Origin of the sequence: Poriferisphaera corsica, assembly GCF_007747445.1 — a bacterium.
GTDB lineage: Bacteria > Planctomycetota > Phycisphaerae > Phycisphaerales > Phycisphaeraceae > Poriferisphaera > Poriferisphaera corsica.
Genome location: NZ_CP036425.1, coordinates 1442418 through 1457100, shown reverse-complemented (window position 1 = coordinate 1457100; position 14683 = coordinate 1442418). Strand labels below are relative to the sequence as shown.

Here is a 14683-nt window from a genome sequence, read left to right as displayed (position 1 = left end):
AGCGGGCGTTGTTGTGTTTGGTTCATGATTCCTAAATATGAAGAAGCGTAAGATGCCTGAGTTGTTGCTGCAGGCAACATCTGATGTTTTTTTACCGTTACGCGATTGCTCGGGAGAGGGACAAATGAATCTGCGTATGCGAACAGAATATTTTAGAATCACATGTCAGGGTGCGCGTTGATGATGCTGTTAGGGCAAGAATCTGGAACACTTTGGGAGGCCACTGGCTGGTTGCTGACAGCCGGTTACATCGGACTGATCAGTATCATATCCATGTACGGCCTGCATCGTTATTGGCTGGTGTTTCTTTTTCGCAAACACTTACGTCAATCCAAGCGACCTGGCGAGCGGTTTGAGAAGCTGCCACGCGTGACCGTGCAATTGCCCATGTTCAATGAAGAAATGGTGGCTGAGCGGATCATCGATGCCGCCTGCGAGATTGACTATCCGAGCGATAGATTACAAATCCAGGTTTTAGACGATTCAACCGATAGTTCACGCGAAATCGCTGAAGCCAGATGCAAATACTGGGCTAATCGTGGGATAGACATTGAATACCTACACCGGATTGATCGGGTGGGGTTTAAGGCTGGCGCACTTGAAGCGGGGATGACGAGTGTAAAGGGGGATTTGATTGCGATCTTCGATGCGGATTTTGTGCCACCTCGCGATTTTTTACGGAAAACAGTGCATTACTTCACCAATCCAACACTTGGCATGGTGCAGTGTAAATGGGGCCATCTGAACCGTGATGATTCGTTGCTCACTAAGGGACAAGCCATTTTCCTTGATGGCCACTTTGTCATCGAGCATACCGCACGCAACCGTTCTGGCGCCTGGATCAATTTCAATGGCACCGCGGGCATCTGGCGTCGTGAAGCAATCGAGGCGGGAGGCGGCTGGCAGCACGACACATTAACTGAGGATGTCGATCTCTCGTACCGTGCCCAGTTAGCTGGATGGGATTTTCTGTTTTTGCCATGGCTGGATTGCCCCGCTGAATTGCCTCCCGAGATCAACTCATTCAAGAGCCAGCAACATCGCTGGACAAAGGGATCCATCCAAACCGCGAAAAAACTGCTTCCCCGCATCTTCACATCAAATATCGATCTGCGCATCAAAATCGAAGCGTTCTTTCATCTGACCGCTCCGATGGTATATCTTTACGTCACGCTACTTGCCCTGCTCTTCTACCCTGCAATTTACGTCAACCTGAACACAACAGGCAGCGGTCGGCTTACCGGGATATTGCTTGGCATGACCTTCTTTGCGCTTGGCACAGTATCTGGCGGCTTCTTCTACGTCATCAGTCAGCGCGTTCAAAAACGCGGACTACTCTCAACACTTGCACTAATCCCAATGCTCATGGCCATCGGCATCGGTATCGCGGTTAATAACGCAATCGCTGTTCTCGAAGCCCTCATCGGGCATGACAGCGCATTCGTCCGAACCCCCAAATACAACGTCCAATCCCCTCCTCTATCCCCCTCCTCAGCACCCATATCACCACCCACCTCCCACACCCACATATCCCCACCGCAAACAAACAAAAAACGATTCGGCGTCATCGCGATCCCAACGCAAAAACTATCTATCTGCCTATTAGAGATTGCAATGGGCGTGTATCTTCTTGAGTGTATCCGCCTGTCGATGATTCATAGCCGCACGGTTGTCAGCCTGCCATTTCTTATTCTCTTCGCAGCCGGCTACTGGTATGTCGGGCTCACAAGTTTGTGGTGGCACATCCAGGCATGGCGAAGCAGCCGACTAAGCATGGCCCAAACGGCGTCATAAAAAAAGCACGGCCAAGCCGCGCTTTGATCTTACCTTAATATCATTCATCCCCTCATCGCTTCAGCAATCCGCTTTACAATCGACTCGAATCGATCGTCATCAATCGCAGGTGTCAGATTTTCATATGAATCATCAACTTGATGATCTGACTCCAAATCAACCCACGATTTACATCCCCAATAATGATCATTCATCGTGATCGTCTTCGGCGTATTCAGCTTATAAGCACGTACAGCCATGAGATAGAGAGGCCGCTCTGGCTTATAGTTAAACCGCATATCAATCTGCGGCGGTAACCATGCGTGTAGATCATCCAACGAATCAAACGCTTCGCGTGACGGCACCGTCCAGATATACCCCGGCGTCACCGTTCCGATACCTTTAAGATCAAAGGACTGCGGCTCAGAATCAAACTCCTCAGCTAGCGCCTGATACTCCGGTTTAACCCAGTCAGTTTTCTGATGCTCCCAAGCAGGAAACAGCGCAAACCGCTCATTTTCCAGTGCAAAACGCCCCGGGCCATCGTACTCATGAATCCCACCCTTACGAAGCAGAATCACCTGATCACCTGATAGCAGCAGATCAGTGATGACTGCCCATTCTTTTAACGCAATATCGAGCATGCTTTTGACTCCTCGTGCAACACCCAATCAATAACTAATTCCAATTACTTATCCGGTATCTCCTCCGGCAAAATATACCCGCCAGAAACCATCCATTTTTTACCCGACTTGAGATGCTTTATAAACGCTTTCTGTACCGAGCTCTCCTGTGGCGCATCATCCAGATTCTCATGTGGCTTCCACGTCTGGTACAGCCAATACCACAGCCCCGTATCCTCCCGATCAGGCAATGGATAATAATGATACCGCTCAACAAATTTTCGCACATTCGACGTTGCCGACAAATACTCCGACCAAAGCGGATTGGTCAGCCATGAAAAACAGCAATACGCCTTAGGCTGAAACTCAGGATAATGCATCTTAAGAAAATGCTTCGCATCAACAAATGACTGCGTACACGCCTCGTGATCCATCGCCCCTGAACGCGGAATATGAATCGAGATGATCGGATCATCTTTTTGCAAATAGATCTCACCCCTTACCTGATCATATTCATCCTCTCGATAAGCATTGAGCTTACCTGTTTCCGGATCACGCGCGAGTATCGCCGCATAATCACACGCTCGGCGTTCGTGTTGTAATCGACCTATCGTATGAATACGCCCACCAATATGGTGATTCAGCCACACACCCTGGGTCAGAGCCAACCGTTTCTTATCCTCGGAGTTAAACTTCGTCCACCGCACAATGTCATAGAGCGTATCACGTGTAATCTGCTCCGGAACATCGCGAGCTTCTGCCATCGCAATCGGATGCTCAACCAAACATAAATACAGATAAATGTAAAACATTTCCCCCTGATGCCCAAGCGATTCCGGCAGATTGACGGACGTATCGTAATTTGCCGGCATGGGGTTTGTCGGATGCGACATGCAATAAAAAATATGCCATAGCAACTGCATCATGGCTTTATTCTGTAACATCTCCTCACGATGACTTATAATTTGAGCGGCGTAATCATCATCATACCCAAGCCACTTGCACCGTTCACGCGTAGCCGCTTCGTCAAAAATCACCAATCGATCTGAATCGTATGCAGCAGAAGATTCATCCCAACGCACCCGCCAAGGGAGGTAGGTTTTACTGTTGAGATCAAGCGTGGTAAACGCCTCATCAATATTCAAAAGTTTATCTGCCATGCGTATGATCCGGAAGCTTCATGATGTACACAAACTGACTAATGGTGAATCAATGATCACATTTGCGGTGGTGTATCAATACCCAACAAAGCAAGACCGTTTGAGATCGTTTGAGCTGTGAGCAAACACAACGCGAGTCGGGAAATTTTAGTTTCACCTTCCGATTTAAGCACCGGACATTTCTCGTAGAACGAGTGATACAGCGAAGCCAACTCATAAAGATAATTTGTCAAACGATGCGGCTCAAGTGAATCCGCAACTGATTGCAACACGTTTGGTAATTGCAATAACTTCAGCACAATCAACCGCTCCGCTGGCTCAGTTGCCAAAATCTTAGCACCGGATAGAGATGATGGATCAACTTCACCGCGACGGAAAATCGACATGCACCGCACATATGAGTTTTGCAAGTACGCAGCCGTATTCCCGTCAAAGGAAAGCATACGATCCCAATCGAATATGTAATCCTTGATACGATCATTCGACAAATCTGCATACTTCAAACAGCCAATACCTACTGTATGAGCAACTTCCGCAGCGGTATCTGTGTCCATATCTGGATTTTTATCCGCTAAAATGCCAGCTGCACGCGATTCCGCTTCGTCAATCAGATCGACCAGCTTGATCGTCTCACCCGATCTTGTTTTGAATGGCTTACGATCTTTACCCATAATCGTCCCAAACGGCACGTGATCTAATCGAACATTAGACGGCGCCCACCCCGCTTCACGCAAAGTCTGGAACACCATCGAAAAATGCTGTGACTGCCGACTATCTGTCACGTAAACAATCCGATCTGCATTCAAGTCATTGATACGGTATTGGGCAGCCGCCAAATCCGTCGTCGCATACAGGAACCCACCATCTGATTTCCGCACAATCATCGGCATCGGATTTCCATCACGATCCTTGAACCCTTCAGGATAAACAACATCCGCACCCTGCGATTCCTTCAACAGATCCGCCGTTTTCAGATCCTTAATCACGTTGCCCAATCGTGGGTTATAGAACGATTCACCTTTGATATCATCGAGCGACAGATCAATGCCTAATCGCTTATAAACCGCATCGAAATATGTCTCGGATTCATTCACCAATTTCTGCCAAACAACCAGCGTTTCTTCATCGCCCGCCTGTAGGGCCACCACACGCTCACGCGCTCGTTGTGCAAAATCATCTTCTGCATCGAAACGCTGTTTAGACTTCTGATAGATCGTATTGAGCGTATCACCTTCCCCCGCCTCATGCGCTTCCCGATCAGCCTCCGGCATCTCATCCATATATTGAATCAGCATGCCAAACTGCGTACCCCAATCTCCAACATGATTCTGCTTGATCACGTCATGACCCAAAAACTTAAAAATCCTTGCCAGCGCATCGCCAATCACCGTAGACCGAATATGCCCAACGTGCATTTCTTTCGCCACGTTAGGCGAGGAAAAGTCGACGACGACCGTTTGCTTCTCATCCACTTCAGCGACCGCCAACCGATCAAGATCTGCCAAGATCGTTTCTGCCGACTGATTGACCGTCTCTTGCGTAAGCATCAAATTGATAAAGCCTGGCCCAGCAATATCAATTTTGCTGAACAGATCATCTGCATCGATCTTCTCAACAATCGCCGTCGCAATATCACGCGGCTTCTGTCCCAATTTCTTAGCCAACCCCATCGCAAGATTGGCCTGATAGTCGCCAAATTTCGGGTCCTTGGTCGGATTGATCAGCGGATCTGCGTCAGCATGCTCAGGCCCAAATGCGGCCACCACAGCGTCAGACAAAATCGATTCGATGCGTTTCTGAATATTCGGCACAGCGACAAAATCCTTTGAAAAGCGATCACAAGCAATAATCGCGGTATTTGCGTACAAGATCGCATATTGTAATGCAATCAGGGGGCTGAGTGAAAACCAGACCACAAGACGCAGCCTTCCGCTGCAAGCATTCAATCCATCAATCTTACCACACGCAATCGCTTCCGCTGTCCCATCTATTCAGATCGACCCTGCCCCCCATCCGAAGCCTTGGCCCCGAAAAATTCTCTCCTTGTCACTCGCAGCAATCTCACAAAAACAACCACAAGCACCGCACCAAAGACCACCAATTGAATGAGATCCCAACCATCCAAAGCCCCGTGATCGACGATCCGCAATGCGAAACCAACAATCAAAGCCGTACAGCAAACACCAAAAATCAAAAACCAAAGCAACCATTTTAAACTGATTTTCATCGCCAACCCCTTATGCTTTTATCTTTATATTTTATGATCCAACATGACATACCAGATGAAAAAGCTGCGGCCATCACAGCCGCAGTCTTATTTCACAATTGTTCTTTCCATACCCAACCGCCAAGAGAAAACACATCACAAGCGGGAGGGGGATTATGCTGATTCGGTTTGTAATTCAACTGAACGATGCTGCAGCTGCGCTTTGAGCCTCGCCAAAATTGATGAGTGCATCTGCGATACGCGAGATTCGGAGAGGTCAAGCGTCACGCCGATCTCCTTCATCGTCATCTCTTCATAATAGTAAAGCACCACGATCAATCGCTCAGCCCGGGTCAAACCCTTGGTGATCATATCCTTCAGATCGCGCTTCTGTACAGCAGACAATGGATTGATCTGCTTCTGATCTTTGAGTACATCAATCTCGCGCACATCTTTATTCGAATCAGTTTCAAACCATTTACGTGACAGCGACACAACGCCGACCGCACCAGCATCACGTCTGATCTTTTCGTATTCGTCTTTATCCACACCCAATTCTTCACGCAATTCGTCATGCGTGGCTTTGCGACCGCTCGCCATCTCAAGTCGCTTTCGCGCCTGATCCACCTGCGACGACCTAGACCGCACCAAACGCGGCACCCAGTCCATCGATCGCAACTCATCCAAAATCGCCCCACGGATACGCGGAGCACAGTACGTTTCGAACTTCACACCGCGTGAAAGATCAAACGCATCGATCGCATCCATGAGTCCAAAGATGCCTGCCGACATCAGATCTTCTACGTCCACTTCGTCTGGCAACTTGGTGTGGATCCGCTCCGCATTATATTTCACCAGCGGCAAATAATGCTCCATCAACTCATTACGCAGCGGCTCAGTCGCACCCTCGGTCTTATAGATCTGCCAAACCTCTTTGATGCGTTTTTCTGCTTCTGGCGAAGGCTTTCTCGTGATTGATCTTGATCGAATTCTTGCCATTGTCTACTCCTTGACCTGGCTGTGGCCGCTGCCCATCCGTGCGGCTATTAATGTGACATGAGTCAGAGAAAAAGAAATAAGAAGGCGCAGAAAAAATTCAAAGATGATGATTCAATTTAAAAGTCAAAAGCGCTTTGCGAAACGAATTCTCGCGAACCTGCTAATCATTACGCCGCATTGAGCAATTCTTCAATGTCGATGTCGTCATTCGATAGACGCTGATTTTCCTCATCAACATCAACCGTGACTTCTTCACCCATCTTCGCATACTCTGAATCCGCCGAGTCATCCGACAACAATTCCACGACCGGTACGGGTTTCGCCACTTTATACCGATTGATGTAATCCTCAACCGTTGCCTGCATCACCGTTCCAATGATGCGGCCAACAATCCATGTCAACATCATCACCATAATCGAGCGAGACAGCACCGTCGCATAATCATTACCTGCATAGGTGCCCGCGATCAGACACAATGCAAACGCGACAAGTGAGAATGAAGTTGCGATGACTCTAGCTGGGATAGTGGACACTCCTTTGTCCTTGTATGCCTGATGATCAGAATGATCCAAACAATTCCCTCCCTGTTCAGTCAAACTTTCAACGGAAAGTTCAACAAAGCCCGGCAATCAATCCGGGAACTTAACAAACACCATTCACCGACCAACGGTTCCTTCCGTCGCCGATAATATCTTCCCCGGGAGGAGGGAGATAGAACAGAGTTCATTTTAAAGCCTGGCGCGCGCGCTGTGAAGTACCCAAGTGGGTATCAATCAAAAAATTACGACTTTGTTTTCCCGTTATCGGGAAGCGCTTACGTGAGATGTATCAACCTGCCAGCCATGCCGCCATCCGTTTTAGTAATCCTGCGGATGGTGGCTCGGTCGCGTGCCGATCCATGCGGTGGGCGAGCTGATTCATGCAATTCGAAGCCATCGTATTCGGTGACTCCAGCGTGAACGGCTTCCTGCGACGAATCGAGAGCTGTACCCTCGGATCCGAAACAATGTGCCCGGCAAACCTTGGCGATATTCCTAGAAACTTTTTGCAAACTGCAGAGATGCGATCGTAAATAATCTTGGCCTCAGCCTCGTCTCGCACCATGTTCACCAAGATTCTCAGGCCACTCCCCGTAGGGATCACTGTTTCACCGGTTGCTGCGCCGCCTACCTGCGATCCAGTTCGGCCTGTGCCAGTCATATCGACTTTTCGGGATAGCGTCTTAACCAATGCATACGCATCCGTGATCGCCGTCGGCTCAGGTGTCGTCACAAGTAAGATCTCATCTGCCGCTGCCAAGAATCCCAGCACATTAGGCGAAACCCCAGCACCCGTATCAATAATGATCACGTCCCGCGTGTCTTCCAGCGTCTTGATCTGCTGCATCAGACGGGCTCGTTCGAAGTCAGATAAGTTCGCGATCTGCGCCAAACCCGATGCACCTGGGATCAACTCGAAGCCGCCCGGTGCATTGATAATCGCCTGATCGATTGTTTTGCGCCCAGCTACAACATGGGCCAGATTATTGGAAGGCGCAACGTTGCAGATCACATCCGCATTCGCTGTCCCCAGGTCAGCATCCAGCAAAACAACCTTACGTCCGAGCTTCGAAAGCTGCACCGCGAGGTTGACTGACATGGTGGTTTTGCCCACGCCGCCCTTGCCCGAACTCACCGCAATAATCCGCGCTCGTCTTGGGGGCGCAGCGGTTTCAATTTCATCCATATCTGAGGTTCCCCCCCTCAAAATAGGTGCGTCAGAAATTTTTCGGCTCAGGGAAAGACCGGATGCGTTTTCTGTTTTCATCTCAGTCTCCGCTGCCAGTTGACGCAGTGATTGTGCTTGGTCAACGATCATGATACGAGCTCTCCCTCTCCCATCACCAAGGCTGCGAGCCGATCGGATTGACCCGGCTCGATCTGGTGTGGAACTTCCTGTCCCGTGGTGATGTAGCTTAACTGCTTATTGACCTTTCTGGCAACATTGAGGACAACCCCAAAGGTCACAGCTTCATCAAGCTTCGTAAAGATGATACGGTCTGTGCGGATCTTTGAAAACCGTTCTACAGCCTCCATAAGTACATTTTGCGTGCATGTAGATGACAGCACTAAGTGAACCTCATGAGGTTGGGCAGCTTGGATAAATTGGGAAAGTTCCTGAAGTCTTTGATCGTCTCTCGGAGCGCGACCCGCTGTGTCAATCAGCACCACATCACAATCAGCCGTGCGAGCAAGCGTGTCCTGCAACTCTGCAGGAGACGTCACCACATGCAAATCGACACCAATAATGCCCGCATAAGTGCGAAGCTGATCGACCGCCGCGATGCGGTACGTGTCCAGCGTCACCAGCGCTACCTTCTTATCGTGCTTGAGTTTAAACGTCGCAGCCAATTTCGCGATCGTTGTTGTTTTGCCCACGCCCGTCGGCCCAACCAGCGCGATCGTCTTCGGACGCCCCCCCAGCTTCGCGCGGTCAATCTCAAACGGATTAACATTCGAATCGCAGCCGCAATCCGTCGGAATCAGCTCAGCAATCGCTTTACGAAGCGCTTCTTTGCAGGCTTTGTCATCCGAAAGCTGTTCTTCTGTTAATTCTTCGCGAACCTGTGCAATAATTTCTTGTACCAGCTCCTCAGAAACTTCCTGCTCGAGCAAAGCGAGGTACTGATCGAATAGTTGATCAGGAACATCGGGTTTGTTTTCAGTTTTTGCAATCCGCGAATTCTGCTCCCGCATCATCTGGCTGACCATGCGTTTCACGGCTTTAAGTTCATCCGCCATCTGCTCATTCGCCTCCCCGGAGCTATTGCCAGCATAGGCGGTCGCAGGTTGTGCATACACGACTTGAGGTTGTGTTGATGCAGCAGGTTGAACAGGTGCCGATTTTGTTAACGCGGGATGATTAACGACAGATTGAACATCGTTTGATGTCAGACGCGTGGGCGCGATCGATGGTGCTGAACGCGTGATCGCTGCAGCGGCGTGCTGCGCAACGGCAACTTCGTTGGCTGTCGCAGGAAGAGTGGTGGTTTGATTGGTTTGCAATTCAGCGCGAGCGGCAGCGTAAGTTTTCTTGATCAGATCGCCGGCCGTGCCGTGAACTTGTTCAAGTTGCTTTTGTTCTTCTTGCTGTTGTTTTTGCTGCTGGACTAGAAGCTTGCGGCGGCGTTCAGCTGCATTCGCGAGCGCAACGGCGCGAGGGGATTGCTGCGCAGAGCGGCGCTTTTGGCGTCCGATGTCTTGGCCGCAACCCGCGGTTACTTCGACGAGGTTACGCGCACCGAACCCTAAGATACCGCCTTGTTTGTAAGTACGGGTATGAAGGATGACGCCGTCTGAGCCGTAAGCGTCTTTTACAAGTTGTAGTGCATCTGCCATTGAGCGAGCAGTGAACGTCCTGATATTCACCTGTTAACCCCTTTTGTGTCATCCTGACGGGTTTACGCTGCCTGAGCATTTCACAGAGTGCGAGAATCTTTGGGCCGATGAAAACATGGGATCAAATGAATGATCTATGGGAATGATTGAGGCACTGTGTGGGTTGCTAATTGTGAAAGAAAATGTTGGTGTAAGTGTACCATTTTTCTCTATGTTACGTAAGACATGCGGGAATCAAAATCGCTTATTTTTCCTAAGTTTTCATTGGCTTATCTGTAGATTGAAATGCGGCGTGGGGAATACAAGATATCGTTGCATGCGCACACAAGATGTTGTGATTAGTGAAAACCAAAAAGCTAGATCGTGGATATGCGCACAAAATTTTTATTTGTTGTTTTTATGCGCGATGAAAATCGGAGCCAAAAAAATTGGGTTGCGATTTCGGTTTGATTCGTTTTGGGGAGAAGTGATTTGAAATGGTGATGGTTTGGATTGTTTTGGTGAGAAACGCTTGAAGAACAAACGCGTTTGTGCGCACTGTTTTTCATTTTTCGTGATTTACCCGTATGGGTTTTGAATCAAAAATTCACAGTTATTGCGAGTTTTGGGTTGTTTTGGGTTAGAAATCGTGAGAAATGAGATCTGAATTGAACGGTTTTTGCAGGGATTTTTGAGTTTGTGCGCACGTTTTGTTTCGTAAGTGGTTTGGCATGGGATACCCATGGCGTTGATTGAAAGCATGCTGCCCTGCGCGGAGCGGGTGGGGTTGAAGAAAACACGCACAAGAGTCTGCGAACTTATAAATCGCAGATTCTTGAAATGGGGAAATCATGATCGTTGATGGTGTATTTTGGGATGCGATGCTGCGAGTGCTGAATTAAATCCTGCTCAATCCGTTTTTGCGGGTTTGGGAGCAGGTGAGGCGAGGAAGTTTTCGGGAGCGAGAACCGAACTGCTGATGCGAACGTCATCGATGAGGCCTTTAAAACTGTCTGCTGGGCCTTCGAACCATCCGCGGCCGATGGTCCAGCTTGCGGAGCTTTTTGCGAGGCCAATGATGTCGTGCGTGTGAATTAAGGTGAAGTCTGTGTCGCCCTCTTTTTTGAGGTAGATATTGGCTTTTGAGCCATCACCGGTGATGACGACGGAATACCATTGATCGAGTTCGATGAATGGGCCGACGCCAAACTCTCCGAAACCGGTTTGCGTGTCGTCGGTGATTGAGATGGTGTCGTCGGGGTTGTAGCTGTAGTAGTGTATTTTGCTGTCTTCGCTGATGCCGAGCCAGAAAGTGCCGAGCGGTGTGTCATCATCGCCGCTATCGCCGAACTCTCGATCATGCGCGACGAGGGCCTGAAAACCGCCGCCATTGATTTGTTTGAATGTGACTTCGATGGTGAAGTGGGTTTGGCCGCTCATGAGTTCGCCCAAGCTCATGGGGTTGCCATCAGCACCGGGAGATTGTTCGTAGAGGTCGTAGCCGTCTTTGGTGTTCCATGAGAATTGGTTTTTATCACCAGTCTGTGGCGTTACGGAGTATGGCACATTGGTGGCGAAGGCGCCAGCATTGTCATATTGAACCAGATGGTTTTCGTTGCCAGAGATATCGGGAACGTATTCGGGGCCTCCGGGTCCGGGGTCTGTTTGAGACTGAAGGATGTGATCGTCGGAGAGTGCAACGGGTTCAGTCGTGTTGTGGTTGACTGCGCTCTCGAAGTTCCAATGTGCAACCGTTTGAGCGTTAGCGGTGGGAATGATCATCGCTATTGCGGCGGACAGGAGGGCTGACTTGAGAAAATTCACGGGTTTCATCGTTGCTATTCTCCTGGAAAGGGTGATAAGAGCGTCTGGGTATTAGATGTTTTAGATGAAGTGAACGTGTCACTGTGAAAGCTAAGGTACAGCGTCTTGTGGTGATCGCCATAGTTGAGAAAGCACAGTGTATGGCTGAAATGCTTCTAGTTGTCTATCGCGATTGCGGGTTTGGTCAATTTTGGATCGGCGGCTATTTAAGTTGCATGAAATGCGGTTGATTGGAAGCATGGAGCATTTGCGTTGCAAACTCGCTGCTGCAGAGGGTTGAATAAATATCGCTATTGGAAGGATAACGCTAATAGAAGTCACGGGGAAGCGCGTTGTATTAACACCCCCGCACCGGCGGTGCGGGGCTTGATGGATATATGTGCCATTTCATGAAATATCATTGCGTCACACGCGGAACGTGTGGACTTGAAGAAATGAGGTTATCACGTGATTCAAAAAAAGGGGGGTGATTAGGCGGGGTTGGGCTGTGGGATGGTGGGTTGAGCAGGGGATTGCTGATCGGTGGTTTGGACGGCTTGGATTAGGCCTAGGGACTCGACTTGGACACCTTTGGAAACTTCGTTGTAGCCGAGAACGGCGACGTTGGGCAGTTGCGGTTCGATCAGGCGGCGGATCTGGGCGCGGACTTGAGGTGATGCGAGGATGACGGGTTGATGACCCATCTGCACCAAGTTTTGAATTTCTTCTACGATCGATGTCGTGATGCGATTGGCGATGATCGGAGGCATGGTCATGGATGTGCCATCAGCGGTGCGCTGGATGTAGCCCATGATTTGATCTTCGAGCATGGGATCGAGTGAGACGCAGTAGAGGCGTGAGACTAGGCGGCCTGTTTGGGTGAGGTCGTCGCTCTGTTCGGGCTGACGGATTGCGTATTGATTGCAGATGGTGCGGCGGAGCGCGTTGCGGACATATTCGGTAAGCACTTCGAGGTCGTTGGTGCGCGGCGACCAGTCGCCGAGGGTCTCGACGATGGATTCCATGTCGCGGATGGGGACGCGCTCGCGGAGCAGGTTTTGTAGTACTTTTTGTAGTTCGCCGGGCTTGATGAGTGGCTTTTCTGCGGTGAGAACTTCTTCGGTGAGTTTGGGTGCGGTTTCTTTGAGTTGTGTGAGGAGGTTGTTTGTTTCTTCGCGTGTGAGGAGTTCGTGGCCGTGGTTTTTGACGACTTCGATGAGGTGAGTGGTGAGAACATTGGAGGGATCGACGACGGTGTAGGAGAGTGATTCGGCGCGTTCTTTTTGGCCTGCTTCGATCCAAGTTGCGGGGAGTCCGAAGGCGGGTTCAGTGGTGGGGATGCCTTCGAGGGGTTCGGTGGCGAGGCCGCCGTCCATTGCGAGGTAGTGACCGGGATGGATGTCGCCTGAAGCGATGGTGTTGTTGCGGATTTTGATGTTGTAGTCGTTGGGTTGGAGTTGCATGTTGTCGCGGATGCGGACGGGAGGCATGACGAGGCCGAGGTCGGCGGCGAGTTGGCGACGGATCATGGAGATGCGATCGAGAAGGTCGCCGCCCTGCCCTTTGTCGACAAGTTTGACGAGGCCGTAACCGACTTCGAGTTCGAGTGTGTCAACTTTGAGTGCGGCTTCAACGGGTTCTGGTTCTGCGGCGGCGGCATCTTGTTGGGCTTGTTGTTGTGCGGGGCTGCCGGCTTGTTGGGCGGCGCGTTTGGAGGCGCGGTTGAGGATGTATGCGATGGCGCCAATGGCGAAAGCGAGGGTGAGCATCGGGAGTTTGGGGAGTCCGGTGAAGGCGAGGAGAACGAGGAAACCGGCGGTGATGCCGAGTGCGGCTTTGCGAGCGGTGAGCTGCGTGGTGAGTTCGGTGCCGAGATCGTTGCGTGAGGAAGAGCGTGTGACGATGAGGCCTGAGGCGATGGAGATGATGAATGCGGGGACTTGGGAGACGAGGCCGTCACCGATGGTGAGCATGGTGAAGACTTCGATGGAATCAGAGAAAGACCATTTTTTGATGGCCATACCGATGGCGAAGCCACCGAGGATGTTGATGACGGTGATGATGATGCCGGCGATGGCGTCGCCGCGAACGAACTTGGCGGAACCGTCCATAGCTCCGTAAAAGTCGGCTTCTTGTGAGATATTTTCGCGTCGTGTCTTAGCTTCTTCTTCGGAGATGATGCCGGCGTTGAGGTCGGCGTCGATGGCCATTTGCTTGCCGGGCATGCCGTCGAGGGTGAAACGCGCGGCGACTTCGGAGATGCGTGTTGCACCTTTGGTGATGACGACGAACTGCACGATGATGAGGATGACGAAGAGGATGATGCCGACAACGGCGTTGCCACCTGCGACGAATTCGGCGAAGGAAGCGATGACGTCACCGGCGACAGCGGTGGCTTCATCGGGTGTTGCGGCATCGGCGGAAAGGATCATACGCGTAGTTGCGATATTGAGGACGAGTCGGAAGAGTGTCGTGCCGAGGAGGAGGGAGGGCATGACGGAGAAGTCGAGGGGGCGCTCGACGTAGAGTGTGGTGAGGAGGATGAGGACTGAGAGTGCGATGTTGGCTGAGATGAAGACGTCCATGAGCGCCGGCGGGATGGGGACGATGACGACGCCGAGCATGAGGACGAAGAGAATGGGCACAATGATCGAGCGCAGCTTTTCGGGCTGCTTGAGTTGGTTGATGAAGTTGTTGAGTGTGATTTGAACTGGGGGCATTGTGCGTTAGGGGTTTTAGTTTTAGGTTTGTGTGTTAAGGGTT

11 protein-coding genes are annotated in these 14683 nt (G+C 50.5%); 1 reads left to right on the top strand and 10 read right to left on the bottom strand.

Annotation, left to right across the window (positions count from 1 at the left end):
* Positions 1-180: 180 nt before the first annotated feature.
* Positions 181-1794: a cellulose synthase family protein gene (locus KS4_RS05865; RefSeq protein WP_200761620.1), complete on the top strand. Its 1614-nt coding sequence runs from the start codon at positions 181-183 to the stop codon at positions 1792-1794.
* A gap of 44 nt (positions 1795-1838) precedes the next feature.
* On the opposite strand, the gene KS4_RS05860 is transcribed toward KS4_RS05865, so the two are convergent.
* The 10 genes from KS4_RS05860 to flhA form a co-directional block, all read right to left on the bottom strand.
* On the bottom strand, positions 1839-2417 hold the full coding sequence (locus tag KS4_RS05860; protein ID WP_145075931.1) for a DUF1802 family protein: 579 nt from the start codon (positions 2415-2417) through the stop codon (positions 1839-1841).
* Positions 2418-2461: 44 nt separating this feature from the next.
* Positions 2462-3556, bottom strand: a complete 1095-nt coding sequence (locus KS4_RS05855) for an acyltransferase domain-containing protein (RefSeq protein ID WP_145075928.1) — start codon at positions 3554-3556, stop codon at positions 2462-2464.
* Between the two features lie 56 nt (positions 3557-3612).
* Positions 3613-5367: an arginine--tRNA ligase gene (gene argS / locus KS4_RS05850; protein ID WP_145075925.1), complete on the bottom strand. Its 1755-nt coding sequence runs from the start codon at positions 5365-5367 to the stop codon at positions 3613-3615.
* Between the two features lie 176 nt (positions 5368-5543).
* Positions 5544-5783 carry a hypothetical protein gene (locus KS4_RS05845; protein WP_145075922.1) on the bottom strand — a complete coding sequence of 80 codons (240 nt, stop codon included), beginning with the start codon at positions 5781-5783 and terminating at the stop codon, positions 5544-5546.
* 153 nt (positions 5784-5936) lie between these two features.
* Entirely contained in the window at positions 5937-6761 is an 825-nt protein-coding gene (locus KS4_RS05840; RefSeq protein ID WP_145075919.1) for a FliA/WhiG family RNA polymerase sigma factor, read from the bottom strand.
* Between the two features lie 167 nt (positions 6762-6928).
* Entirely contained in the window at positions 6929-7294 is a 366-nt protein-coding gene (locus KS4_RS05835) for a hypothetical protein (RefSeq protein ID WP_145075916.1), read from the bottom strand.
* 295 nt (positions 7295-7589) lie between these two features.
* Positions 7590-8618, bottom strand: coding sequence for a MinD/ParA family protein (locus tag KS4_RS05830; RefSeq protein ID WP_145075913.1), 1029 nt, complete (start codon positions 8616-8618; stop codon positions 7590-7592).
* A complete protein-coding gene (flhF, locus tag KS4_RS05825; RefSeq protein ID WP_145075910.1) occupies positions 8615-10168 on the bottom strand; it encodes a flagellar biosynthesis protein FlhF in 1554 nt (517 codons plus the stop codon). The genes KS4_RS05830 and flhF overlap by 4 nt, the downstream gene beginning before the upstream one ends.
* A gap of 858 nt (positions 10169-11026) precedes the next feature.
* On the bottom strand, positions 11027-11941 hold the full coding sequence (locus KS4_RS05820) for a LamG domain-containing protein (protein WP_200761619.1): 915 nt from the start codon (positions 11939-11941) through the stop codon (positions 11027-11029).
* Positions 11942-12411: 470 nt separating this feature from the next.
* Positions 12412-14640, bottom strand: coding sequence for a flagellar biosynthesis protein FlhA (gene flhA / locus KS4_RS05815; RefSeq protein ID WP_145075903.1), 2229 nt, complete (start codon positions 14638-14640; stop codon positions 12412-12414).
* Positions 14641-14683 lie beyond the last annotated feature (43 nt).

Coding starts and splice junctions, on each gene's coding strand:
- KS4_RS05865 (WP_200761620.1), top strand. CDS start 181: ATGATGCTGTTAGGGCAAGAATCTGGAACACTTTGGGAGGCCACTGGC.
- KS4_RS05845 (WP_145075922.1), bottom strand. CDS start 5,783: ATGAAAATCAGTTTAAAATGGTTGCTTTGGTTTTTGATTTTTGGTGTT.
- KS4_RS05860 (WP_145075931.1), bottom strand. CDS start 2,417: ATGCTCGATATTGCGTTAAAAGAATGGGCAGTCATCACTGATCTGCTG.
- flhA (WP_145075903.1), bottom strand. CDS start 14,640: ATGCCCCCAGTTCAAATCACACTCAACAACTTCATCAACCAACTCAAG.
- KS4_RS05830 (WP_145075913.1), bottom strand. CDS start 8,618: ATGATCGTTGACCAAGCACAATCACTGCGTCAACTGGCAGCGGAGACT.
- KS4_RS05840 (WP_145075919.1), bottom strand. CDS start 6,761: ATGGCAAGAATTCGATCAAGATCAATCACGAGAAAGCCTTCGCCAGAA.
- KS4_RS05855 (WP_145075928.1), bottom strand. CDS start 3,556: ATGGCAGATAAACTTTTGAATATTGATGAGGCGTTTACCACGCTTGAT.